The following is a 24,635-nucleotide window of genomic DNA, read 5'->3' as shown; positions in this document are numbered from 1 at the left end:
AACTGAGCCCGTGACCGAGAACGCTCAGCAGCAGCCACCCGCGCCCACGACCGAACTGCCGACCCAGTACGCGCCGGCCGACGTAGAGGGGCCGCTGTACGAGCGCTGGGTGGAGCGCGGTTACTTCGAGGCCGACGCGAAGAGCGACAAGCCTCCGTACACCATCGTCATCCCGCCGCCGAACGTCACGGGCAGCCTGCACCTCGGGCACGCCTTCGAGCACACCCTCATCGACGCCCTCACGCGCCGCAAGCGCATGCAGGGCTTCGAGACGTTGTGGCAGCCGGGCATGGACCACGCCGGCATCGCCACGCAGAACGTCGTCGAGCGCGAGCTGGGCAAGGAGGGCAAGTCCCGCCACGACCTGGGCCGTGAGGCGTTCGTCGAGCGCGTCTGGCAGTGGAAGGCCGAGTCCGGCGGCCAGATCTCCGGCCAGATGCGCCGCCTCGGTGACGGCGTCGCCTGGTCGCGCGAGCGCTTCACCATGGACGAGGGCCTCTCCCAGGCCGTCCAGACCATCTTCAAGCGGCTCTACGACGACGAGCTGATCTACCGCGCCGAGCGCATCATCAACTGGTGTCCGCGCTGTCTGACGGCCATCTCCGACATCGAGGTCGAGTACCAGGACGACGACGGCGAGCTCGTCTCCATGAAGTACGGCGACGGGGACGACACCATCGTCGTCGCCACGACCCGTGCCGAGACGATGCTCGGTGACACCGCCGTCGCCGTCCACCCCGAGGACGAGCGCTACAAGCACCTGGTCGGCAGGCTCATCCGGCTGCCGCTGACCGACCGTTCCATCCCGGTCGTCGCCGACGAGCACGTCGACCCCGAGTTCGGCACCGGTGCCGTCAAGGTCACCCCGGCCCACGACCCGAACGACTTCGAGATCGGCCGGCGCCACGACCTCCCGGCGCTGACGATCATGGACGAGCACGCGGTCATCACGGCCCACGGCCCCTTCCAGGGCCTGGACCGCCTCGAGGCCCGCTCGGCCATCGTCGCCGCGCTGCGCGCCGAGGGCCGGATCGTCGCCGAGAAGCGGCCGTACGTCCACAGCGTCGGCCACTGCTCGCGCTGCAAGACCACCATCGAGCCGCGCCTGTCCCTGCAGTGGTGGGTCAAGGTCGGCCCGCTGGCGAAGGCCGCCGGTGACGCGGTCCGCGACGGGCGCGTCAAGATCCATCCGCAGGAGATGGAGAAGCGGTACTTCGACTGGGTCGACAACCTCCACGACTGGTGCATCTCACGGCAGTTGTGGTGGGGCCACCGCATCCCGGTCTGGTACGGGCCGAACGGCGAGGTCGTCTGCGTCGGGCCCGACGAGCAGCCGCCGACCGGTGAGGGCTGGCGTCAGGACACCGACGTCCTCGACACCTGGTTCTCCTCCGGTCTGTGGCCGTTCTCCACGCTGGGCTGGCCCGAACAGACCGAGTCGCTCGCGAAGTTCTACCCGAACTCCGTCCTGGTCACCGGCTACGACATCCTCTTCTTCTGGGTCGCCCGGATGATGATGTTCGGCCTCTACGCGATGGACGGCACACCGCCGTTCCACACCATCGCCCTGCACGGCATGGTCCGCGACCAGTTCGGCAAGAAGATGTCGAAGTCCTTCGGCAACGCGGTCAACCCGCTGGACTGGATGGACAAGTACGGCTCGGACGCCCTCCGGTTCACCCTGGCCCGCGGCGCCAACCCCGGTGTCGACGTGCCGATCGGCGAGGACTGGGTCCAGGGCTCGCGCAACTTCGCCAACAAGATCTGGAACGCCACCCGCTTCGCGCTGATGAACGGCGCGACGGTGGAGGGCCCGCTGCCGGACGCGTCCGCGATGTCGGCGACCGACCGCTGGATCCTCTCCCGCCTCAACTCCGTCGTCGCCGAGGTCGACGCGTTCTACGAGGACTACCAGTTCGCCAAGCTGTCCGACGCGCTCTTCCACTTCGCGTGGGACGAGGTGTTCGACTGGTACGTCGAGCTGTCCAAGACGACGTTCCAGGCCGGCGGCGAGGCGGCCGAGGTCAGCAAGCGCGTCCTCGGCGAGGTGCTCGACGTCACGCTGAAGCTGCTGCACCCGGTGGTCCCCTTCGTCACCGAGACCCTGTGGACCACCCTCACCGGCGGTGAGTCGGTCGTCGTCGCCGCGTGGCCGAAGGACAGCGGTTTCCGGGACCGGGCGGCCGAGCAGGAGATCGAGGCCCTCCAGTCGGTCGTCACCGAGGTCCGCCGTTTCCGCGCCGACCAGGGGCTCCAGCCCGGGCAGCGCGTCCCGGCCCGCCTCACGCTGGACGGCACCCCGTTCGCGGCCCACGAGGCAGCCGTCCGCCAGCTGCTGCGCCTGCAGCCGGAGGGCGAGGACTTCTCCGCCACGGCGACCCTGCCTGTCGCGGGCGCCACGGTCGCGCTGGACCTCTCCGGCACGATCGACGTGGCCGCCGAGCGCAAGCGCCTGGCCAAGGACCTGGCCGCCGCCGAGAAGGAGAAGGCCCAGGCGAACGCCAAGCTCGGCAACGAGGCGTTCCTCGCGAAGGCCCCGGACAACGTGGTCGACAAGATCCGCACCCGCCTCGCCAAGGCGGACGAGGACATCGCCCGCATCCAGGCCCAGCTGGAGCGCCTGCCGCAGGCGTGAGAGGCACGATCGGCTCAGGCCCCCGGGACCAGCGCGGTTCCGGGGGCCTTCGCCTCCGTCCGTCACCGGTCGTCCGTAGACTGGCCCCGTGAGCGAGCTCCCCGGCAACCACGACGACCCGCACGACCCCCTCGACTCCTTCGACGAGATCATCGCGGCCGAGACCGACCGAGACCCCGACCTCGCCGTCATCGAGGCCGGCAGCCGTACCCTGCGGACACAGGGCGGCCCGCCGCAGGCCGACGCTCCGGCGCGGCCCGAGGACCCCGAGGTCGACAAGGCCCTGCGCGAGGTCGAGGCGGAGCTGGCGACGCGGTGGGGCGAGACCAAGCTCGAGCCCTCGGTCAGCCGTATCGCCGCCCTGATGGACGTACTGGGGGAGCCGCAGCGCTCGTACCCCTCGATCCACATCACGGGGACGAACGGCAAGACGTCCACCGCCCGCATGATCGAGGCCCTCCTCGGCGCCTTCGAGCTGCGCACCGGGCGCTACACCTCCCCGCACGTCCAGTCGATCACCGAGCGCATCAGTCTCGACGGCGCGCCCATCTCCGCCGAGCGGTTCATCGAGACGTACCAGGACGTCAAGCCGTACGTGGAGATGGTCGACGGCTCGCAGGAGTACCGGCTGTCGTTCTTCGAGGTGCTCACCGGCATGGCGTACGCCGCCTTCGCCGACGCGCCCGTGGACGTGGCGGTCGTCGAGGTCGGGATGGGCGGGTCCTGGGACGCCACCAACGTGATCGACGGGGACGTCGCGGTCGTCACCCCGATCGACCTCGACCACACCGACCGGCTGGGTGGGACTCCCGCCGCGATCGCCGCCGAGAAGGCCGGGATCGTCAAGCAGGACGCGACCGTCATCCTCGCCCAGCAGCCCGTCGACGCCGCCCAGGTCCTGCTGAAGAAGGCCGTCGAGGTGGACGCGACCGTGGCCCGGGAGGGGCTGGAGTTCGGGGTCGTCGCCCGGCAGGTCGCCGTCGGAGGCCAGGTGCTCACCCTGCGCGGGCTGGGCGGCGAGTACCCCGAGGTGTACCTGCCCCTGCACGGCCCCTACCAGGCGCACAACGCGGCCGTCGCGCTCGCCGCCGTCGAGGCGTTCTTCGGCGTCGGTTCCCAGCGCCCCGAACCGCTGGACGTCGACACCGTCCGCAAGGCCTTCGCCGCCGTGTCCTCCCCGGGCCGGCTGGAGGTCGTGCGGCGCTCCCCGACCGTCGTGCTGGACGCGGCGCACAACCCGGCCGGAGCGCGCGCGACCGCCGAGGCCGTCGGCGAGGCCTTCGACTTCAGCCGGCTGATCGGCGTGGTCGGGGCCAGCGGCGACAAGAACGTGCGGGGGCTGCTGGAGGCCTTCGAGCCGATCTTCGCGGAGGTCGTGGTCACCCAGAACACCAGCCACCGGGCGATGGACGCCGACGAGCTGGCCGCGATCGCCGTGGAGGTGTTCGGCGAGGAGCGCGTCCAGGTCGAGCCGCGGCTGCCCGACGCCCTGGAGGCGGCGATCACGCTCGCCGAGGAGGAGGGCGAGTTCGCCGGCGGCGGCGTGCTCGTCACCGGTTCCGTCATCACGGTCGGCGAGGCCCGACTGCTGCTGGGGAAGGGCTGAGACCCGAGATGCGTACGCTGTGCTCCTCGACCCTGATCGGCGAGTTCTTCATCATCGGCTTCGCCGGACTGGTCGCGATGAAGGACCCCGACCTGTCCATGTCCACGGTGTGGACGGTGTGCGGTGCGGCGATGGTGCTGAGCGTGCTGCTGTGCGCCGTGGTGACCCGGCGCGGGGGCGTCGCCCTCGGCTGGGCCCTGCAGATCGCGCTGGTCGCCTCCGGTTTCTTCGTGCCGATGATGTTCGTGCTCGGGGTGCTCTTCGGGGCCCTGTGGTGGGCGTCCGTGCACTTCGGACGCAAGATCGACGAGGCGAAGGCCCGCTTCGCGGAACAGGCCGGCGCGGCTCCCGCGGACACCGCTGACGCTGTGTGAAAGGCGCCCGGACACGCCCTGTAATCTCGTCCCACCGCACCCCGGCAGTAGAAGGAGCCCTCCGTGAGCCAGCGCACCCTCGTCCTCCTCAAGCCCGACGCCGTTCGTCGTGGCCTGACAGGCGAGATCCTCAGCCGCATCGAGCGCAAGGCCGGCTGGACGATCACCGCGCTGGAACTGCGGACGCTGGACCAGGACACGCTGGAGCAGCACTACGGCGAGCACAAGGGCAAGCCCTTCTACGAGCCGCTCGTGGAGTTCATGTCCTCCGGTCCGGTCGTCGCGCTGATCGTCGAGGGCGAGCGCGTCATCGAGGGCGTCCGTCAGCTGGCCGGTCCGACCGATCCGCTCGCCGCCGCGCCCGGCTCCATCCGCGGTGACTTCGGTGTCATCGTCCGCGAGAACCTCATCCACGCCTCCGACTCCGAGGAGTCCGCCGAGCGCGAGGTGAAGCTCTTCTTCCCCGGCCGGGCCTGAGCCGCGCCCGACGCCGGGCGGGGAGGTTTCGCGGATTTTCCTGAGAGACCGTCACCCCGCAGTCACCGGGCCCCGTCGCCCGACCAGGGACGGCCGTACCTTTTCGGCCGTCCCTCGGCATATGCGTGGCGATCGGGGGAACGCGTGCCCCCGATGGACCGTCTCCACAAGCGAGGCGCCACGGCATCTGCTGACAATGGCCAGGACCCTCGCGCAGTGTTCGTGCAGGCGCGTTTACGATGTAAGCCTTCACGTCACAGCACCCACCTCGCCGACCTGAGAAGCCCTCAAAAGCTCACGGGAAGGCCAGTCGAATCCTGATGGGGAACTCAATGTCGTTCATCGGCCGTGACATGGCTGTCGACCTCGGGACCGCCAACACGCTGGTGTACGTCAGGGGTCGCGGGATCGTACTCAACGAGCCGTCCGTCGTCGCGATCAACACCAACACCGGTGGCATCCTCGCGGTCGGTGCCGAAGCCAAGAAGATGATCGGTAGGACCCCCGGCAACATCGTCGCCGTGCGCCCGCTGAAGGACGGCGTCATCGCCGACTTCGAGATCACCGAGCGGATGCTCCGCTACTTCATCCTGAAGATCCACAAGCGGCGGTATCTGGCCCGTCCGCGTGTCGTCGTCTGTGTCCCGTCCGGTATCACCGGCGTCGAGCGCCGTGCCGTCATCGAGGCGTCGACCCAGGCCGGCGCCCGCCAGGTGCACATCATCGAGGAGCCCATGGCCGCGGCCATCGGCTCGGGCCTGCCGGTCCACGAGGCCACGGGCAACATGGTGGTGGACATCGGCGGCGGCACCACGGAGGTCGCGGTCATCTCGCTCGGCGGCATCGTCACCGCCCAGTCCATCCGCGTCGCGGGCGACGAGCTGGACAACGCGATCATCCAGCACATCAAGAAGGAGTACAGCCTCCTTCTCGGTGAGCGGTCGGCCGAGCAGATCAAGATCACCATCGGCTCCGCGTACGACCTCGACTCCGACGAGCACACCGAAATCCGAGGCCGGGACCTCGTCTCCGGACTGCCCAAGACCGTCGTCATCTCGGCCGCCGAGGTGCGCAAGGCGATCGAGGAGCCGGTCAACGCGATCGTCGACGCCGTGAAGACCACGCTCGACAAGTGTCCGCCGGAGCTGTCCGGCGACATCATGGACCGCGGAATCGTTCTGACCGGCGGCGGCGCCCTGCTGCGCGGGCTGGACGAGCGGCTGCGGCGCGAGACCGGCATGCCGATCCACATCGCCGAGGACCCGCTCGACAGCGTGGCGCTCGGATCGGGCAAGTGCGTCGAGGAGTTCGAGGCGCTCCAGCAGGTTTTGGACGCCGCGCCGCGCAGATGACGTAACGCTTCGATTCCGCCGTACGAGATGATCTCCTCTCGTGCGGCGGATCGTTGATATAGAGGCATAAGATCCTCAAGAGCCTCGAAGCACCCCATACCGCGCCTCCGGTATTCGTCCGGAGCCCACCCGAATTCCGCGAATTCCTACGAGGAAGGGCACGGCCGCCGCACGTGAGGGACACACGAGAGAGCCGGCTGCTCCTGGTGCTGCTGATCGCCGTCGCGTTCGCGCTGATCACGGTCGACATCCGCGGCGGAGAGGACTCCCCGGTCGACGGTGCCCGACAGGCCGCGGCAGCGGTCTTCGGTCCGATCGAGGACGGTGTGTCCTCGGCGGTCGACCCCGTCGGCAACGCCGTCTCCGCGGTCCGCGACTCCGGTGAGCGCCACGACCGGCTCGCGCAGCTGGAGAAGGAGAACGCGGCCCTCAAGGCGAAGCTCGGCAGCGACGACCGCAACCGCAGCCGCCTGGCGCAGCTCGACAAGATGCTGCGGATCGCCGGCGCCGGCCAGTACGGCATCAAGGGCGCGGAGGTCATCGCGATAGGAGCGGCCCAGGGCTTCTCCTGGACCGTCACCATCGACATCGGCGCCCACGACGGCATCAAGCGGGACATGACCGTCCTCAACGGCGAGGGTCTGGTCGGGCGGGTGACGACGGTGGGCCCGAACACCGCCACCGTCCTGCTCGCCAACGACCCGGACTTCACCGTGGGCACCCGGATGGAGGCCTCCGACGAGCTGGGCTTCGCCTCCGGACAGGGCGACCGCCCGCTGCGCGTCGAACTCCTCAACGGCAAGGCCGAGATCAAGAAGGGCGACCGGCTCGTCACCTTCGGCTCGCAGGCCGACAAGCCCTTCGTGGCCGGCGTCCCGGTGGGCGTCGTCTCCCGCGTCGACCCCTCCGGCGGCGACCTGACCCGCACCCTCTACGTCACGCCGTACGTCAGCTTCACCAAGCTCGACATCGTCGGGGTCGTCGTCGAGGCCCCGAAGAAGGACCCGCGCGACACGGTGCTGCCCGCCAAGCCCAAGCCGGTCCCCGCGCCGACGGTGACGGTCACGGTCACCCCAAACGCGAACACCCCCGTCGACGGCCGACAGCAAGAGCAGTAGGAGCTGACCACCCATGCGCGTCAACCGGATCCTGCTCTCCGTCCCGCTGGTCGTCGTCGCCCTGGTGATCCAGGTGAGCGTCCTCGCCCGCCTGCACCTGCCCGGCGCCGTCCCCGACCTGCTGCTGCTCACCGTCCTGGGCCTGGCCATGGTGTACGGCCATGTCAGCGGCGCCCTCGTCGGCTTCGGCGCCGGACTGCTCGCCGACCTCGCCCCGCCCGCCGACCACGCCGCCGGGCGCTACGCCCTCGTGCTGTGCGTCATCGGCTACCTCGCCGGGCTGGTCAAGCCGGAGACCGGGCAGATCAAGTCGGCCACCGGCCCGATGGTCGTGGTCGTCGCCTCGGCGGTCGGTTCCACCCTGCTGTACGCGGGCGTCGGCGCCCTCGTCGGCGACACCGCCGCCCGGGGCGTGGGCCTCACCGGCCTGCTGTTCTCCGCGGCCCTGTACGACCTGCTCCTCGCACCGTTCGTGGTGCCCGCCGTGATGTTCCTGGCGCGGCGCGCGGACAACGACCCGCTCGCCGACACCAACTCCGCGAAGGCGGCCGACATCTCCTCCGGCTGGCTCGCCTCCGGCACCGGGCTGCGCATCGGCGGTCAGCGCGGCGGGCTGCGCATGAAGGCGGTCCGGGCACGCACCGCGCGGGCCGGCCGCATCAAGGGGGTCAAGCGGCTGTGAGAGCGGGCGAGTTCACCCGAACGGAGGAGACTCCGGTGGAACGGGGTCTGCCGGGCCGGTCGTTCATCAGGAGTACGCACAGACGTCCACGCCCACAGGCCCAGGCACACCGGTCCGCGGACACGCGTCCGGACACGGAGAGGGGGAGGCAGCCGCAGTGACCAACATTCCCGAGACCGGGCGGACCCCGAGGGTCCAGATCAGGCTCGTCGTGATCCAGATCCTCGTCCTCTCCCTCCTCGGCACCCTCGGCGGCCGTCTGTGGTACCTCCAGATCCGCGAGGGCGACGAGTACGCCAAGGAGGCCTCCGGCAACCACGTCCAGCAGGTCGTCGAACCCGCCGTGCGCGGCTCGATCCTGGACGCCCGCGGAGTGCCGCTCGCCGACAACGAGACCCGGCTGGTCGTCTCCGCCTCCCGCACCGACCTGCTGAAGCAGAGGGACGACGGCAAGGCCGTCCTCACCAAGCTCGCCGGTGTCCTCGGCATGGCCCCCGCGGACGTCATGCAGAAGGTCCGCCTGTGCGACGCCGAGACGCCCCAGCCCTGCTGGAACGGCTCGCCGTACCAGCCCATCCCCATCACCGACGAGGCCACGCCCAAGCAGGCCCTGCAGATCCGTGAGCGGGCCGAGGACTTCCCCGGCATCACCGCGGAGCCCGAAGCGGTGCGCCGCTACCCGAGCCCCGGCAAGGCCAACACCGCCCAGGTCCTCGGCTACCTCTCCCCGGTCACCGACGAGGAGATCACCAAGGCCCAGGACACCGACTCGCCCTTCCTGCGCTCCGACCAGGTGGGCCGCAGCGGCGTCGAGCGCCAGTACGACAAGGAGCTGCGCGGCAAGGCGGGCGTGACCCGCTACGAGGTCGACAACCTCGGCCGGGTCATCGGCCAGGCCGAGGCCGACCCGGCGCAGCCCGGCTCCAACCTCGTCACCAGTATCGACGCCCGCGTCCAGCGGGTCGCCGAGTTCGAGCTGAACGAGGCGATGAAGGAGGCCCGCAGACAGCACGACCGCAACACCGGGGTCAACTACAAGGCCGACGCCGGCGCTGTCGTCGTGATGGAGGCCAGGACCGGCCGGATCGTCGCCATGGCGTCCAACCCGACGTACGACCCGAACACCTGGGTCGGCGGCATCTCCGCCAAGGACTACAGGAAGCTCACCGGGAAGTCCTCCAACTACCCGCTGCTCAACCGGGCCATACAGGGTCAGGCCGCTCCCGGCTCGATCTTCAAGGTGGTCTCCACGGCCGCCGCGGTCCAGGCCGGCTACGACTTCGACGGCCGCTACGAGTGCTCCAGCTCCTACGCGGTCGGGGGCCAGGTCTTCAAGAACTTCGAGTCGCAGAACCACGGCGCGATCAGCCTCGGCCGCGCCCTGGAGGTCTCCTGCGACACCGTCTACTACCGGCTCGCGCACGCGCAGTGGCAGAAGGACGGCGGCATCAACCCGAGGAAGGGTCAGCCCAAGGACTACTTCTACAAGGCCGCCCACCAGTTCGGCCTCGGCCGGGAGACCGGTATCGACCTGCCCAACGAGGTCTCCGGCCGTGTCCCGGACCGCGAGTGGAAGCAGTCGTACTGGGAGGCCAACAAGGACGCCTGGTGCAAGACGGGGAAGAAGGACGGCAGTTACGTCGAGAAGATCGCGTACGAGAACTGCCTCGAGGGCAACAAGATGCGCGCCGGTGACGAGATCAACTACTCGATCGGCCAGGGTGACACCCTCGTGACCCCGATCCAGATGGCCACCATCTACGCGGCCATCTCCAACGGCGGCACCCTGTACGACCCGACCGTCGGCAAGGCCATCGTCAGCGCCGACGGCAGGACCGTGAAGGAGATCGCGCCCAAGGCGCACGGCAAGCTGCCGGTCACCCGGCAGACGCTGGCCCAGATGGACGACGCCCTCGAAGGCGTGGCGACCCGTGGTACCGCCGCCTGGCGCTTCGGCGGCTGGCCCCAGGACAAGATCCCGATGCACGCCAAGACCGGTACCGCCGAGGTCTACGGCAAGCAGACGACGTCCTGGTTCGCCACGTACACCAGGGACTACGCCATCGTCATGACGATCTCCCAGGGTGGTACGGGTTCCGGAGCCTCCGGCCCGGCCGTGCGCAACATATACGACGCTCTGTACGGCGTCGCCGACGATGGCACGATCAACCCGAAGAACGCGCTGCTGCCCACCCCGCAGAAGACCCTGCCGACGATCAAGACGGACGGCACGATCGCCTCCCCGAGGATCTCCAAGGACCCGGCGAAGGAGCAGCAGGCCAGCCAGAAGGCGACCCCCCAGGGCGAGGCGTCCCCGAACGGCACGCAGCCGGCCGCGACCGTCGCCTCGCCCGAGGCGGACAACCGTGACACCCGGCGACGACGGCGGCGCGGGCGAGGAAGCCGGAGGACGTGCACATGACCGGCGCGAACAGCTTCTCCGTCTCCGGGTACGGACCCGAACGGGCCGGCTGGACACGGCTCTTCGCCCGCGACTCGATGGCGCGGCGCCTGGACTGGCCGATACTGCTGGCGTGTCTCGCGCTGTCGCTGATCGGCTCCCTGCTGGTGTACTCGGCGACCCGCAACCGCACCGAGATCAATCAGGGCGACCCGTACTACTTCCTGATCCGGCACCTCATGAACACCGGCATCGGGCTCGCCCTGATGTTCGGCACGATCTGGCTGGGCCACCGCACCCTGCGCAACGCGGTGCCCTTCCTGTACGGCCTCTCGGTCCTGCTGATCCTGCTGGTGCTCACCCCCCTGGGCTCCACGGTCAACGGGGCGCACTCCTGGATCGTGCTCGGTGGCGGCTTCTCGCTCCAACCCTCGGAGTTCGTGAAGATCACGATCATCCTGGGCATGGCGATGCTGCTGGCGGCCCGGGTCGATGCCGGTGACAAGGTGTACCCCGATCACCGCACGGTCCTGCAGGCGCTCGGCCTCGCGGCCGTGCCGATGCTGATCGTGATGCTCATGCCCGACCTCGGGTCGGTCATGGTCATGGTCATCATCGTGCTGGGCGTGCTGCTCGCCTCCGGTGCCTCCAACCGGTGGGTCTTCGGTCTGCTGACCGCGGGCGCGGCCGGTGCGGTCGCCGTCTGGCAGCTGCACATCCTCGACGACTACCAGATCGCCCGCTTCGCGGCCTTCGCCAACCCCAGCCTCGACCCGGCGGGCGTCGGCTACAACACCAACCAGGCCCGCATCGCCATCGGCTCGGGCGGGCTGACCGGGTCGGGGCTGTTCCACGGCTCGCAGACCACCGGCCAGTTCGTCCCCGAACAGCAGACGGACTTCGTCTTCACCGTCGCGGGCGAGGAACTCGGCTTCGTCGGTGCGGGTCTGATCATCGCGCTGCTCGGTGTCGTCCTGTGGCGCGCCTGTCGGATCGCCCGCGAGACGACCGAGCTGTACGGCACGATCGTCGCCGCCGGGATCGTCGCCTGGTTCGCCTTCCAGTCCTTCGAGAACATCGGTATGACCCTCGGCATCATGCCGGTCACGGGACTGCCCCTGCCCTTCGTCTCCTACGGCGGCTCGTCGATGTTCGCGGTATGGGTGGCGGTGGGGCTGTTGCAGTCCATCCGGGTGCAACGGCCCATGTCGGCGTAGGGCGGTGCGGGCCCCCTGCCGTCGTGGCGTGCCTGCCACTCGATGATGAAGGCAGAGCCTGCTGGGCGACCTCCGGGACAGCGGGATGACCCGCGAGGCCCTGCGCGACCTCGCCGGCCGGGCCCACGCGGCGGGTGAGAGCACCTTCACCTACGGACCGGTCCACGGCCGCGGGGAGCGCCGGGCGGAACGGGCCGGGGTGGCGTTGCCCGAGGTGCGGGAGACCGTCGGCGCGACCGGGGACGTCTGACGGTCGGGGACCACCTCCGACCGGGTTAGGCTTGATGGTCACCCCTGCCAGCTCACGAAAGTTCCCGCGATGTCTGTCGAGTCGGTGTTCCCGCAGCTCGAAGCCCTGCTCCCGCATGTGCAGAAGCCGATCCAGTACGTGGGCGGCGAGTTGAACTCCACCGTCAAGCCCTGGGACGACTGTGACGTCCGCTGGGCGTTGATGTACCCGGACGCGTACGAGGTCGGACTGCCCAACCAGGGCGTCATGATCCTCTACGAGGTCCTGAACGAGCAGGAGGGCGTCCTCGCCGAGCGCACCTACAGCGTGTGGCCGGACCTGGAGGCCCTGATGCGGGAGCACGACGTCCCGCAGTTCACCGTGGACAGCCACCGTCCGGTGAAGGCGTTCGACGTATTCGGGCTCAGCTTCTCCACCGAGCTGGGCTACACCAACATGCTCACCGCGCTGGACCTCGCGGGCATCCCGCTGGAGGCGAAGGACCGCGGTCCGGACGACCCGATCGTCCTCGCCGGCGGCCACGCGGCCTTCAACCCGGAGCCGATCGCCGACTTCATCGACGCGGCGGTCATCGGCGACGGCGAGCAGGCCGTGCTCGACATGACGAGGATCATTCGTGAGTGGAAGGCGCAGGGCCGTCCCGGCGGTCGAGAGGAGGTCCTCTTCCGCCTGGCGAAGACGGGCGGGGTGTACGTCCCGGGCTTCTACGACGTCGAGTACCTGCCGGACGGCCGGATCGCGCGCGTCGTCCCCAACAGGTCCGGCGTGCCGTGGCGTGTGTCCAAGCACACCGTCATGGACCTCGACGAGTGGCCGTACCCGAAGCAGCCGCTGGTGCCGCTGGCCGAGACGGTCCACGAGCGCATGTCGGTGGAGATCTTCCGCGGCTGCACCCGCGGCTGCCGGTTCTGCCAGGCCGGCATGATCACCCGTCCGGTGCGCGAGCGCTCCATCACCGGAATCGGCGAGATGGTCGACAAGGGTTTGAAGGCGACCGGCTTCGAGGAGGTCGGCCTGCTGTCGCTGTCCAGCGCCGACCACAGCGAGATCGGCGAGGTCGCCAAGGGCCTCGCGGACCGCTACGAGGACGACAAGATCGGCCTCTCCCTGCCGTCGACCCGCGTGGACGCCTTCAACGTCGACCTGGCGAACGAGCTGACGAGGAACGGCCGTCGGTCCGGCCTCACCTTCGCCCCCGAGGGCGGTTCCGAGCGCATGCGCAAGGTCATCAACAAGATGGTCTCGGAAGAGGACCTGATCAGGACCGTCGCCACCGCCTACGGCAACGGCTGGCGCCAGGTGAAGCTGTACTTCATGTGCGGTCTGCCGACCGAGACCGACGACGACGTCCTGCAGATCGCCGACATGGCGACGCGCGTGATCCAGAAGGGCCGCGAGGTCTCCGGATCCAATGACATCCGCTGCACGGTGTCGATCGGCGGGTTCGTCCCCAAGCCGCACACGCCGTTCCAGTGGGCGCCCCAGCTCTCCGCCGAGGAGACGGACGCGCGCCTGGAGAAGCTCCGCGACAAGATCCGCGGGGACAAGAAGTACGGCCGCTCGATCGGCTTCCGCTACCACGACGGCAAGCCCGGCATCGTCGAGGGACTGCTCTCGCGTGGCGACCGCCGCATCGGCGCCGTCATCCGCGCCGTCTACGAGGACGGCGGCCGCTTCGACGGCTGGCGCGAGCACTTCTCGTACGACCGCTGGATGGGCTGCGCGGACAAGGCGCTGGCCGACTTCGGTGTGGACGTCGACTGGTACACCACCCGTGAACGCGGCTACGAGGAGGTCCTGCCCTGGGACCACCTCGACTCCGGTCTGGACAAGGACTGGCTCTGGGAGGACTGGCAGGACGCCCTCGACGAGACGGAGGTCGAGGACTGCCGCTGGACGCCGTGCTTCGACTGCGGTGTGTGCCCCGCGATGGACACGCACATCCAGGTCGGCCCGACGGGCAAGAAGCTGCTGCCGCTGTCGGTCAAGCAGCCGGCGGGGAGTGGGCACAGCCACTGACCTGAGCCGACAGACGGAAGAGGGGTGTCCGATGGGCCGGTGGACCGGCCCGCGGGCACCCCTCTTCCGCGTCCGGGTCAGGTGCCGATGTCGGTCCCGCCGTTGACCGCGCCGGCGAGCGGCCGGAGGTTCACCTCGACCCAGGGGTTGGGGTCGTCGGTCTCGGGGTCGTCGCCGTCGGTGCAGTTCAGGATGGACACGTCGTTCGCGTTGGGGCTCACGGAGCAGGTGGTCTCGTAGACGCGTCCGGTGGTGGTGATCAGGGTGAACAGAACGCCGCCCGACGTCTCGTGCTCGCTCACGGCGGCGCCGCAGGGCAGGCCCTGGGCCCCGCCGGCCGGGTAGCCCGGGTGGGTGCTGAGGTCGGTCCACAGCATGTCGTTGGCGGTGCTGCCCGTGAGGTCACGGATGCCCGCGTAGAAGTTGCCGTCGGCCGCCGACAGCGCGGCGCGGAACTCGACGTTGCCCTGGGGCTGGTAGGCGTCGATGTCGGAGCAGGGGCCGGGTGCTCCCGGGGGGCCGGGCGTGCCCGGAGAGCCCGGCGCGCCGGGAGCCCCGGGCGCGCCGGCCGCTCCCGGGGGACCCGGCTCGCCCTGGGGGCCCGCCGGGCCGGGGGCGCCCGCCGGGCCGGCGGGCCCCGCGGGTCCGGGGGCGCCCTTCGGGCCCCTGGGACCTCTGGGGCCCTTGTGGATGACGTGCGGCTTGGGGTGTCTGCAGTCGCCCTTGTCACCGAAGGCCGAGGGGCCCGGCACCGACGCGCGGTGGCCCGGCTTGCACCTGTCGGCCGCCGAGGGCCCGACCGTGGTCGTGCGGTCCGTGTCGGTCTGTGCCGCCGCGCCGGCCGGTCCGGTCACGACGGCCGCCAGGGCCAGTGCGAGCGAGGCCGCCAGACCGGCCCGCCGGAACGCGCCGCGGGGCGGCGGTCCGAAAGGTGAGGGGGTCCTGACGTCAGGACTCATCTGTGTGCTCCTTGAGTCGCCGGGGTTCGGGTGAGATCCCGAACCTGGGTGCGAGCCTGACGGGAGCGCGCCGAACGGGGGCACGAAGCGGGGCATAACGTGGCCGATAATCGTCGTATCGGATGAACGCCGTGCGTGCTGATGGGTGATCGGCGGCGAAAGCCGCGGAGCGGGATCCGGAGCCGCGGCTGCTGCGTCCTCGAAGACATGGACCTCGACAGGACACCGGCCCGGCGGCCTGCGCACCAGCCCCCCGAGGGCTGTCTCGTCGTCGCGGTCCGGTTGCCCGTGCGTCTCGTCGTGCTCGTGCTGGTCGTACCCGTGCGCATGGCCTGGGACGCGCTGGTCGTCACCGCACGCTTCCTCCACCGGACGGTGCTGCGGCCCTGCGGACGGGCCCTGCTGTGGCTGGGCCGGGTGCTGGTCGTCCTGCCCCTCACCGGCCTGTGGCGGTACCTCGTCGTGCCGGTCGCCCGGGGGCTCGCCCGGCTCGGCAAGACGCTCGTCGCCGTCCCGCTGCTCTGGTGTCACCGGCATGTCCTCACCCCGGCCGGTCACGCCCTGCTCCGGCTGGCGCGCGGCACCGGCGCCGTGCTCGCCCGGGTGTACGTGCACGTCCTCACCCCGGCCGGCATCGGCATCGCCACGGCGGCGGCCTGGCTCGCCCGCCACCTCGTCGTGGTGCCCGCCCGGTGGCTGCACGACTGGATCCTCGCGCCCGTCGGACGGGCGATCGCCTGGTGCGCGCGCGGTGTCGGGCGGCTGTTCGCGCTGCTCGCCGCGGGCGTCGGCTGGATCCTGTACGGGATCGCCCGGATCCTGCTCGTGCTGCCGGCACTGGTGCTGTGGCGCTGGATCCTCGCGCCCGCCGGCCGGGTCCTCGCCGTCGTCGGACGTGAGGTGTGGGACGCCTTCGGCCACGCCTGGCGCGTCGCCGGGAGGATCTCCCGCGCCCTCGGGCGGTTCCTCGCGACCCTCTTCCGGTGGATCTTCGTGGAGCCGGTGCGCTGGGCGTACCGCAGCGTGCTGACACCCGTCGGACACGTCGTCCGCGACCTCGCCCTGCGTCCGGTCGCCGACGCCGCCCGCGCCGTGGGCCGGACCGCCCGCCGGGCGCTGACCGCCGCCCGTGAGTCCGTGCGCGAGGCCCGGGCCGACCTCCGTCGGATGCTCCTCGGAGAGCCGCGGCAGCGGGAGACGGCGGCCCGCGGGGAACCTTCCGGCCGAGCGGCACGTACTCTTGGTAGCAGTACGACCGCTCTCACGAAGGACTGAACGACACTGGGCAAGCGACAGCCCGAAGGCCCGCCGCCCGCACCCGCGGTGCAGCGCATCCGACTGCGTTACACCAAGCGCGGCCGCCTCCGGTTCACCAGCCACCGTGACTTCCAGCGCGCCTTCGAGCGCGCGTTGCGCCGTGCCGAGGTGCCGATGGCGTACTCGGCGGGGTTCACGCCGCATCCGAAGGTGTCGTACGCCAATGCCGCACCCACCGGCACGGGCAGTGAGGCGGAGTACCTGGAGATCGCGCTCACCGAGCCGCGTGACCCGCAGAAGCTGCGTGAGCTCCTCGACGAGTCGCTGCCCGCCGGGCTCGACGTCGTCGAGGCGGTCGAGGTCCGCACCTCGGGCCTGGCCGACCGGCTCACGGCCTCCGTGTGGGAACTGCGCCTGGACGGCGTGGACCCTGCGGAAGCCGACCGCGCGGTGGCCGCCTTCACCGCGGCCGACACCGTCGAGGTCCAGCGCATGACGAAGAACGGCGTCCGCACCTTCGACGCCCGTCCCGCCGTCGTGCGGCTGGAAACGCACGCTTCCCCGGCTGATAGGCCTATCGACCAGCCCTGTGCGATACTGCGGCTGGTTGTTCGGCACGTGACGCCTGCCGTACGACCCGACGACGTCCTGTCCGGTCTCCGCGCCGTGGCCGACCTGGCGCCGCCGGTCCCCGCAGCGGTGACCAGGCTGGCGCAGGGGCTGTTCGATGAAGAGACCGGTGAGGTGACCGACCCGCTCGCGCCCGACCGCGAGGCGGCGGAGGCCCGAACGGCCCCTCCCGCTGCCGCCGCGAAGGCGCCGGCGTAGGACGGTTCCGCGTAGGACGGACGTCGTAGCGCCGCCCTCGTACTCGGGAGCCACCTGGGTCGGGCAGCGCACCGACCACAAGACTTTCGCCAGGCCGTACGCAACATGGCGTACGGAACCGGCGAGACAGGACACAGAGAGCTCCCGTGCGGCGGCCGCGCCCCGGACGGCGGCACCGCGCACTGCGCGAGCCGCGGACGTCAACGGCGATCGATCCACGGTGATCGACGCCGGACCAGGTGCGGCGCCCGGGAGCCTGACGGGAGACACACCCGCATGCTCGAGCCGACCGAACCGACAGAGTCCGTGAAGGACTCCGACAACAACACCCCCAGCGACACCCTGCCGCCGCGTCGCCGACGCCGTGCCGCGTCCCGGCCCGCCGGCCCGCCGACCGCCTCCGCCGACGCCCCGGCCGAGATGACCGCGCCGGCCGTCGCCCCCGCCGATCTGGTGGCGGACGAGAGCGACGAGGAGAAGACGGACGAGACGGTCGAGACCGACGAGGCCGCCGCGACCGACGAAGCGCCCGCCGCCGAGGCCGCGGCGACCGCGCGTCCGCGTCGCCGGGCCACCCGCCGGGCGTCCGCTCCCGCCGGGGCTCCGGCCGACGCCGGGGCCGCCGAGACCGTGGTGCCCGCGGTCGCCGCAGAGGCGCCCGCGGCGCCCGTCGGCTCCGGCGAGGACGGCGAGGACGCCGCTCCGCGCCGCACCCGCCGCCGCGCCACGCGCCGCGTGTCCGCGCCGGCCGGGGCCGCCGCCGAGGGCGAGGCCGCCGAGACGGTGACCGCCGAGACCACCGAGCCGGAGCAGGCGGCCGCTGAGCCGGTCGCCGAGGCGCCCGCCGTGACCTCGGAGACCCCCGAGGCCGGACGTCCGCGACGCCGCGCCACCCGCCGGGCCTCCGCGCCCGCCGGGGCTCCCGCAGCGGTCGAGGCCGCCGAGACCGTGGCGCCCGCCGCCGAGGTCCCGGAGCCGACCGCCGCCGAGCAGGCCCCCGCGTCCGGTGAGGCCACCGAGACCGCCGAGGCCGCGCCCGCCGGGCGGACCCGCCGTCGCGCCGGTCGCCGGGCCTCCGCGCCCGCGGGCGCGCCGCAGGCCGTCGAGGAGACGCCCGCCGTCGCCGAGCCGTCCGAGCCCGCCGCGGAGCCGGTCGCCGAGACCTCCCCGGCCGCCGAGGCGCCCGAGCCCGCCGAAGAGGCCGCGCCGCGCCGCACCCGGCGCCGGGCCACCCGCCGTACCGGCGAGCCCGCGCCCGCCGAGGCCGAGAGCCAGGCCGTCGAGGCCGAGGCCCCCGCGGCTCCGGCCGCCACCGAGGCACAGACCGAGGAGGACGCCGGTCCGCGCCGCGGGCGCCGCCGCGTCGTCCGCAAGGCCGCCGTCGGCTTCTCCGAGCCCGCGCGTCCGGCCGGTGACGACGCCGGGGCGTCGACGCGTCCTGCGCGGCCCGCGGTCGCCGTGTTCCAGCCGCCCGTGTTCACCGAGCCGAGGTTCCAGACGCCCGAGCGGGCCGCCGCCGAGGCCGCCGCGGAGGCGGAGGCCGTCGAGCCGGTCGAGCCGACCGAGGTCGAGGAGCTGCCCGAGGAGCAGGCCGGGGCCCGGCGCCGTCGCCGCCGCCGCGGTGCCGCCGCCGAGGAGACCACCGAGCCCGCTCCCGCCGCCGAGCCCGTCCGTGCCCCCGAGCCCGCCGCCGCGGAGGACGAGGAGGCGGAGCCGGAGGACGCCGAGGACGCCACGGACGGCGACGACGAGTCCGAGGAGGGCGGTTCGCGCCGCCGTCGCCGCCGGGGCGGTCGCCGCCGCCGTCGGGGCGATGCCGGCGAGGGCGAGTCCGGGGAGGCCGACTCCGACGAACTCGCCGCCGAGCAGGCCGCGCAGGACGCCGAGGACACCGCCGAGCAGGACGAGGAGGACGCCGACGAGGAGCACGACGAGGCCGGCGGGTCCACCGCGGGCAGCCGTCGCCGCCGTCGCCGTCGCCGCCGCGCCGGGGACGCCTCCGTCGACAGCGAGCCGGGCGAGGGCGACCCGGAGCGCACGGTCGTCAAGGTCCGCGAGCCGCGCAAGGCGAGCGAGCCGTCCGACGAGGTGCAGTCCATCAAGGGCTCGACCCGTCTGGAGGCGAAGAAGCAGCGCCGCCGCGAGGGCCGTGAGCAGGGCCGCCGACGCGTCCCGATCATCACCGAGGCCGAGTTCCTGGCCCGCCGCGAGGCCGTCGAGCGCGTGATGGTCGTCCGCCAGCACGGCGACCGGACGCAGATCGGCGTCCTGGAGGACGGCGTGCTCGTCGAGCACTACGTCAACAAGGAGCAGTCGACCTCGTACGTCGGCAACGTGTACCTGGGCAAGGTGCAGAACGTGCTGCCGTCGATGGAGGCCGCCTTCATCGACATCGGCAAGGGCCGCAACGCCGTGCTGTACGCCGGTGAGGTCAACTTCGAGGCGCTCGGCATGGCCAACGGGCCGCGCCGCATCGAGTCCGCCCTGAAGTCGGGCCAGTCGGTGCTCGTGCAGGTGACGAAGGACCCGATCGGGCACAAGGGCGCGCGGCTCACCAGCCAGGTCTCCCTGCCCGGCCGCTACCTCGTGTACGTGCCCGAGGGCTCGATGACCGGCATCAGCCGCAAGCTGCCCGACACCGAGCGGGCCAGGCTGAAGACGATCCTCAAGAAGATCGTCCCCGAGGACGCGGGCGTCATCGTGCGCACCGCCGCCGAGGGCGCGAGCGAGGACGAGCTGCGCCGTGACGTCGAGCGGCTCCAGGCGCAGTGGGAGGAGATCCAGAAGAAGGCCAAGAGCGGCAACGCCCCGACGCTGCTGTACGGCGAGCCGGACATGACCGTCCGGGTCGTGCGCGACATCTTCAACGAGGACTTCTCCAAGGTCGTCGTCAGCGGTGACGAGGCCTGGTCGACGATCCACGGGTACGTCGCGCACGTCGCGCCGGACCTGGCCGAACGGCTGTCGAGGTGGACGTCCGAGGTCGACGTCTTCGCCACCTACCGGATCGACGAGCAGCTCGCCAAGGCGCTCGACCGCAAGGTCTGGCTGCCCAGCGGCGGTTCGCTGGTGATCGACCGGACCGAGGCGATGGTCGTCATCGACGTCAACACCGGCAAGTTCACCGGTCAGGGCGGCAACCTCGAGGAGACCGTCACCAGGAACAACCTGGAGGCGGCCGAGGAGATCGTGCGCCAGCTGCGGCTGCGCGACCTCGGCGGCATCATCGTCATCGACTTCATCGACATGGTGCTGGAGTCCAACCGGGACCTGGTGCTGCGGCGCCTGCTGGAGTGCCTGGGCCGCGACCGTACGAAGCACCAGGTCGCCGAGGTCACCTCGCTGGGCCTGGTCCAGATGACCCGCAAGCGGGTCGGCCAGGGTCTGCTGGAGTCGTTCTCCGAGACCTGTGTCCACTGCAACGGCCGCGGTGTCATCGTGCACCTGGACCAGCCGTCGTCCTCCGGCGGTGGCGGCAAGCGCAAGAAGCGCGGTCGCGGCGCGGACGGGCAGGCGCCCGACCACGAGCACGAGGCCGTGGCCGCCGAGACGGCCGAGGCCGTGGTGACCGTCGCGGAGGAGGCCGAGAGCGAGGCCGAGGTCGCCGCCGAGGCGGCCCTGCCGGTCGCGCTGGAGGCCCCCGACTTCGCGCTGGACGAGGAGCTGTACAGCAGCGTCGCCGAGGCCGAGGCCGCCGCCTCCCGCGGCCGGTCCCGCCGTCGGACGGGCCGTCGCGCGTCGGCCCCTGCCGGTGCGCCGAGGAGCGGTACGTCGAGGAAGGCCGCCGCTGCCGAGCCCGCCGACGCCGTCGTGGTGTCGGAGACCGAGGACGTGCCCACCGCGCAGGACGTCACCGCCGAGGCGGAGGCCGAGCGGCCGGTGCAGCCCGCCGAGGCGGCCACCGCGCACGCCGAGCCGGTCGCGGTCGAGGACCCGGTCGTCGAGGCCCCGGCCGTGGAGGCCCCGGCCGCCGAGGAGGCCGCCCCCAAGGGCCGTACCCGCCGTCGCGCCACCCGCAAGGTGTCCGCGCCGGCCGGTTCCCCCGCGGGAGCGGAGGCCGCCGTGGTCACCGTCGCCGAGACCGCGCCCGCCGCGGTCGGGGAGAAGGCCGCCGAGCAGCCCGCCGCGGCCGAGCAGCCCGAGCCGGTCGCCGAGAGCGCGGCTCCGGCCCGCCCGCGGCGCCGTGCCGTGCGCAAGGCCACCGCGCCGACCGCGTCCGAGGAGACGGCTGTCGTGGTCGTCCCGTCGACCGCCCCGGAGGCGGTGGAGACGCCCGAGGCCCCGGCCGAGGTGACCGGCGACACCGAGCCGGGTGAGGAGGCCGCTCCGGCGAAGAAGGCGGCCGCCCGCAAGACGGCCAAGAAGGCGACGGCCAAGAAGGCCGCCACCAAGAAGACCGTGGCCAAGAAGACGACCGCGAAGAAGACCGCGGCCAAGAAGACCACGACGAAGAAGGCTGCGGCGACGTCGAAGAAGACGGCGGCGGCGCAGCAGACGGTGGCGTCCGTCTCGGCCACGACCGACGACGACTGAGTCGCCCGCCGACGCCCGCGGCCTGTCCGCCTTCGGACAGGCCGCGGCCTTTTCGGGCCTCCCGGCCACGGAGGCGGACCACAAGGAGAGAACTGCGATGATCGGTGCTCGATCTGGAGGTGATCCGGGCGGCGCCGGTGCGGTTCGTGCGGGCGGGGATCGGTGATGCCGTGTCGAACGTGTCGGCGATCGCGGACTGGGAGATGAGATCAACCATGCGTTCGATCTGCTGTTTCCGCGGCGGGCGGCGGCGCATGGGGAGCAGTGCGGGCTGGGTGCGGCGTTCGCGATGTATCTGCGGGGGGCGCACGAGGAGTCGGCGCACATGGCGGGGGTGCTGCGCCGGCACGGGTTGCCGGTGCTGCCGCAGGAGATCGGCTTCACGGTGGAGGAGTTCGTGCGGGTGGTGGAGTTCGCTCCGGAGACCCGGCCGGGCCGGTACACCATCCTCGAGCACCTCGACCTCACGACCGAACAGATCAGGGACGCCTACACGGGCTACGCCCGGGCCCTCGGTGAGTGAGCCGGAGCCGGTTTGACCATTGCGGTCGAGGCCCCGTAGCCTGGGTCGTCGGCGTGTCCCTGTGCACGCCACATCCCCGTAAACCTCTTCCTTCCGGGCACGGGTCGTGACCGGGAGAGGCTGTCCGTGTGTCGTGCCGGGCAGCTGGCCTGCGGGGGTGCCGTTCTCCGAGCGAAAGAGAGATCCGCGTGTACGCCATCGTGCGCAGCGGTGGTCGCCAGCACAAGGTTGCTGTCGGCGACATCGTTGAGGTTGACAAGATTTCCACCGCCAAGGTTGGCGACACGGTCGAGCTCTCGACCCTGCTCGTTGTCGACGGCGACGCTGTGACCAGCGACCCGTGGGTGCTGGCCGGCATCAAGGTCCAGGCCGAGGTCGTGGACCACCACAAGGGCCAGAAGATCGACATTCTGCGCTACAAGAACAAGACCGGCTACCGCCGTCGTCAGGGCCACCGCCAGCAGTACACGGCGATCAAGGTCACCGCGATCCCCGCGGCTGCGAAGTAAGGACTGAGGAGAGATGGCACACAAGAAGGGCGCATCGTCCACCCGGAACGGTCGCGACTCCAACGCCCAGCGGCTCGGCGTGAAGCGCTTCGGCGGTCAGGTCGTCAACGCGGGTGAGATCCTGGTCCGCCAGCGCGGCACCCACTTCCACCCCGGCTCCGGCGTGGGCCGCGGCGGCGACGACACGCTGTTCGCGCTGCAGCCCGGTGCGGTGGAGTTCGGTACCCACCGCGGCCGCAAGGTCGTGAACATCGTTCCGGTCGCCTGATCGGACGCTTACGCGAGGCGGACCTCACTTCCCGGTCGGGAAGGCGGGTCCGCCTTTCGCGTGTTACCCCCACACCACAGACGTACGTTTTCTCCTGGAGGCACTGAACCATGACCACCTTCGTGGACCGCGTCGAGCTGCACATCGCCGCGGGTAACGGAGGCCACGGCTGTGCCTCCGTCCACCGTGAGAAGTTCAAGCCGCTCGGTGGACCGGACGGCGGCAACGGCGGGCGCGGCGGCGACGTCGTCCTCACCGTCGACCAGTCCGTGACCACGCTGCTCGAGTACCACCACTCCCCGCACCGCAAGGCCACCAACGGCAAGCCCGGTGAAGGTGGCAACCGCTCCGGCAAGGACGGACAGGACCTCGTGCTGCCCGTGCCGGACGGAACCGTCGTCCTCGACAAGGCCGGCAACGTCCTCGCCGACCTCGTCGGCCACGGCACGACGTACGTCGCCGCCCAGGGTGGCCGGGGCGGTCTCGGCAACGCCGCCCTCGCCTCCGCCCGGCGCAAGGCGCCCGGCTTCGCGCTGCTCGGCGAGCCCGGGGACCTGCAGGACATCGTCCTGGAGCTGAAGACCGTCGCCGACGTGGCGCTGGTGGGCTATCCGAGCGCCGGCAAGTCGTCGCTGATCTCCGTGCTCTCCGCCGCGAAGCCCAAGATCGCCGACTACCCCTTCACGACCCTCGTGCCGAACCTCGGGGTGGTGACCGCCGGATCCACCGTCTACACCATCGCCGACGTGCCCGGCCTGATCCCGGGCGCCAGCCAGGGCAAGGGACTCGGTCTGGAGTTCCTGCGGCACGTCGAGCGGTGCAGCGTCCTCGTGCACGTGCTGGACACCGCCACGCTGGAGTCCGACCGTGACCCCGTCTCCGACCTCGACATCATCGAGGAGGAGCTGCGGCAGTACGGCGGCCTCGGCAACCGTCCCCGCATCGTCGTCCTGAACAAGATCGACGTGCCGGACGGCAAGGACCTCGCCGAGATGGTGCGGCCCGACCTGGAGGCCCGCGGCTACCGTGTCTTCGAGGTGTCCGCCGTGGCGCACATGGGGCTCAAGGAGCTGTCCTTCGCGCTCGCCGACATCGTCGCCAAGGCGCGGGCCGCCAAGCCCCGCGAAGAGGCCACGCGGATCGTCATCCGGCCCAAGGCCGTGGACGACGCCGGGTTCACCGTCACCCAGGAGGACGAAGGCCTGTTCCGCGTCCGGGGTGAGAAGCCCGAACGCTGGGTGCGGCAGACCGACTTCAACAACGACGAGGCCGTCGGCTACCTCGCCGACCGGCTCAACCGCCTCGGTGTCGAGGAGGAGCTGATGAAGGCCGGTGCCCGCGCCGGGGACGGCGTCGCCATCGGCCCCGAGGAGAACGCCGTCGTCTTCGACTGGGAGCCGTCGATGATGACCGGCGCGGAGATGCTCGGCCGACGCGGCGAGGACCACCGCTTCGAGGCCCCTCGCCCGGCCGCCCAGCGCCGCCGCGACCGGCAGGCCGAACGGGACGAGTCCGAGCAGGAGTTCGACGACTTCGAGGCGTTCTGACGGCTTCGAGGCGTTCCAGGGCCGCCCGGCACGGCGAAGGGGCGGCTCAGCCCGCTCGCCACGGCTAAGAGGCTCAGCCC

Annotated in this window: 18 protein-coding genes and 1 pseudogene; 18 read left to right on the top strand and 1 reads right to left on the bottom strand. The window is 71.4% G+C overall.

Translation table 11 applies throughout. The features are described 5' to 3' along the window. The first annotated feature begins 10 nt into the window (after window positions 1-10). From ACZ4YY_RS07545 to ACZ4YY_RS07495, 11 genes are all read left to right on the top strand, one after another. Window positions 11-2,635, top strand: a complete 2,625-nt coding sequence (locus tag ACZ4YY_RS07545; protein ID WP_468284830.1) for a valine--tRNA ligase — start codon at window positions 11-13, stop codon at window positions 2,633-2,635. A gap of 88 nt (window positions 2,636-2,723) precedes the next feature. Continuing rightward, the gene (gene folC, locus ACZ4YY_RS07540) at window positions 2,724-4,241 is read left to right on the top strand and encodes a bifunctional tetrahydrofolate synthase/dihydrofolate synthase (protein ID WP_468284827.1); all 1,518 of its coding nucleotides are present in this window, start codon (window positions 2,724-2,726) and stop codon (window positions 4,239-4,241) included. 8 nt (window positions 4,242-4,249) lie between these two features. After that, window positions 4,250-4,615, top strand: coding sequence for a DUF4233 domain-containing protein (locus tag ACZ4YY_RS07535; RefSeq protein WP_468284824.1), 366 nt, complete (start codon window positions 4,250-4,252; stop codon window positions 4,613-4,615). Between the two features lie 63 nt (window positions 4,616-4,678). Next, window positions 4,679-5,092: a nucleoside-diphosphate kinase gene (gene ndk / locus ACZ4YY_RS07530; RefSeq protein ID WP_468284823.1), complete on the top strand. Its 414-nt coding sequence runs from the start codon at window positions 4,679-4,681 to the stop codon at window positions 5,090-5,092. A 332-nt stretch (window positions 5,093-5,424) separates the two neighbouring features. After that, a complete protein-coding gene (locus tag ACZ4YY_RS07525) occupies window positions 5,425-6,444 on the top strand; it encodes a rod shape-determining protein (protein WP_451526739.1) in 1,020 nt (339 codons plus the stop codon). A gap of 173 nt (window positions 6,445-6,617) precedes the next feature. Next, on the top strand, window positions 6,618-7,562 hold the full coding sequence (mreC, locus tag ACZ4YY_RS07520; protein ID WP_468284821.1) for a rod shape-determining protein MreC: 945 nt from the start codon (window positions 6,618-6,620) through the stop codon (window positions 7,560-7,562). A gap of 13 nt (window positions 7,563-7,575) precedes the next feature. Next, entirely contained in the window at window positions 7,576-8,244 is a 669-nt protein-coding gene (gene mreD, locus ACZ4YY_RS07515; protein ID WP_468284819.1) for a rod shape-determining protein MreD, read from the top strand. Window positions 8,245-8,401: 157 nt separating this feature from the next. Further along, entirely contained in the window at window positions 8,402-10,666 is a 2,265-nt protein-coding gene (mrdA, locus tag ACZ4YY_RS07510) for a penicillin-binding protein 2 (protein ID WP_468284817.1), read from the top strand. Further along, the gene (gene rodA / locus ACZ4YY_RS07505; RefSeq protein WP_468284815.1) at window positions 10,663-11,862 is read left to right on the top strand and encodes a rod shape-determining protein RodA; all 1,200 of its coding nucleotides are present in this window, start codon (window positions 10,663-10,665) and stop codon (window positions 11,860-11,862) included. Before mrdA ends, rodA begins: the two co-directional genes overlap by 4 nt. An 85-nt stretch (window positions 11,863-11,947) precedes the next feature. Further along, the gene (locus tag ACZ4YY_RS07500) at window positions 11,948-12,112 is read left to right on the top strand and encodes a hypothetical protein (protein ID WP_468284813.1); all 165 of its coding nucleotides are present in this window, start codon (window positions 11,948-11,950) and stop codon (window positions 12,110-12,112) included. A 69-nt stretch (window positions 12,113-12,181) separates the two neighbouring features. Beyond that, window positions 12,182-14,131, top strand: coding sequence for a TIGR03960 family B12-binding radical SAM protein (locus ACZ4YY_RS07495; RefSeq protein ID WP_468284811.1), 1,950 nt, complete (start codon window positions 12,182-12,184; stop codon window positions 14,129-14,131). Between the two features lie 77 nt (window positions 14,132-14,208). On the opposite strand, the gene ACZ4YY_RS07490 is transcribed toward ACZ4YY_RS07495, so the two are convergent. Beyond that, a complete protein-coding gene (locus tag ACZ4YY_RS07490; RefSeq protein WP_468284809.1) occupies window positions 14,209-15,090 on the bottom strand; it encodes a hypothetical protein in 882 nt (293 codons plus the stop codon). A gap of 207 nt (window positions 15,091-15,297) precedes the next feature. Here ACZ4YY_RS07490 and ACZ4YY_RS07485 point away from each other — a divergent pair, with 207 nt between their 5' ends. From ACZ4YY_RS07485 to obgE, 7 genes and pseudogenes are all read left to right on the top strand, one after another. Beyond that, complete coding sequence (locus ACZ4YY_RS07485; RefSeq protein ID WP_468284807.1) at window positions 15,298-16,365, top strand: hypothetical protein; 1,068 nt, start codon at window positions 15,298-15,300, stop codon at window positions 16,363-16,365. A gap of 48 nt (window positions 16,366-16,413) precedes the next feature. Then, window positions 16,414-17,175: a TIGR03936 family radical SAM-associated protein gene (locus ACZ4YY_RS07480; RefSeq protein ID WP_468284805.1), complete on the top strand. Its 762-nt coding sequence runs from the start codon at window positions 16,414-16,416 to the stop codon at window positions 17,173-17,175. Window positions 17,176-17,451: 276 nt separating this feature from the next. Beyond that, complete coding sequence (locus ACZ4YY_RS07475) at window positions 17,452-21,708, top strand: Rne/Rng family ribonuclease (RefSeq protein ID WP_468284803.1); 4,257 nt, start codon at window positions 17,452-17,454, stop codon at window positions 21,706-21,708. Window positions 21,709-21,812: 104 nt separating this feature from the next. Beyond that, window positions 21,813-22,231: pseudogene (locus tag ACZ4YY_RS07470) on the top strand (dehydroquinate synthase/iron-containing alcohol dehydrogenase family protein); the annotation flags it as partial. 188 nt (window positions 22,232-22,419) lie between these two features. Next, window positions 22,420-22,740 carry a 50S ribosomal protein L21 gene (rplU, locus tag ACZ4YY_RS07465; RefSeq protein WP_100826193.1) on the top strand — a complete coding sequence of 107 codons (321 nt, stop codon included), beginning with the start codon at window positions 22,420-22,422 and terminating at the stop codon, window positions 22,738-22,740. Window positions 22,741-22,753: 13 nt separating this feature from the next. Then, complete coding sequence (rpmA, locus tag ACZ4YY_RS07460; RefSeq protein WP_401430484.1) at window positions 22,754-23,008, top strand: 50S ribosomal protein L27; 255 nt, start codon at window positions 22,754-22,756, stop codon at window positions 23,006-23,008. A gap of 110 nt (window positions 23,009-23,118) precedes the next feature. Then, window positions 23,119-24,555: a GTPase ObgE gene (obgE, locus tag ACZ4YY_RS07455; protein ID WP_468284799.1), complete on the top strand. Its 1,437-nt coding sequence runs from the start codon at window positions 23,119-23,121 to the stop codon at window positions 24,553-24,555. Window positions 24,556-24,635: the final 80 nt, after the last annotated feature.

Source organism: Streptomyces sp. NPDC030143 (genome assembly GCF_055573695.1).
Note: the sequence above shows the minus strand (reverse complement) of the source record. Positions and strands in the feature narration are given on the sequence as shown.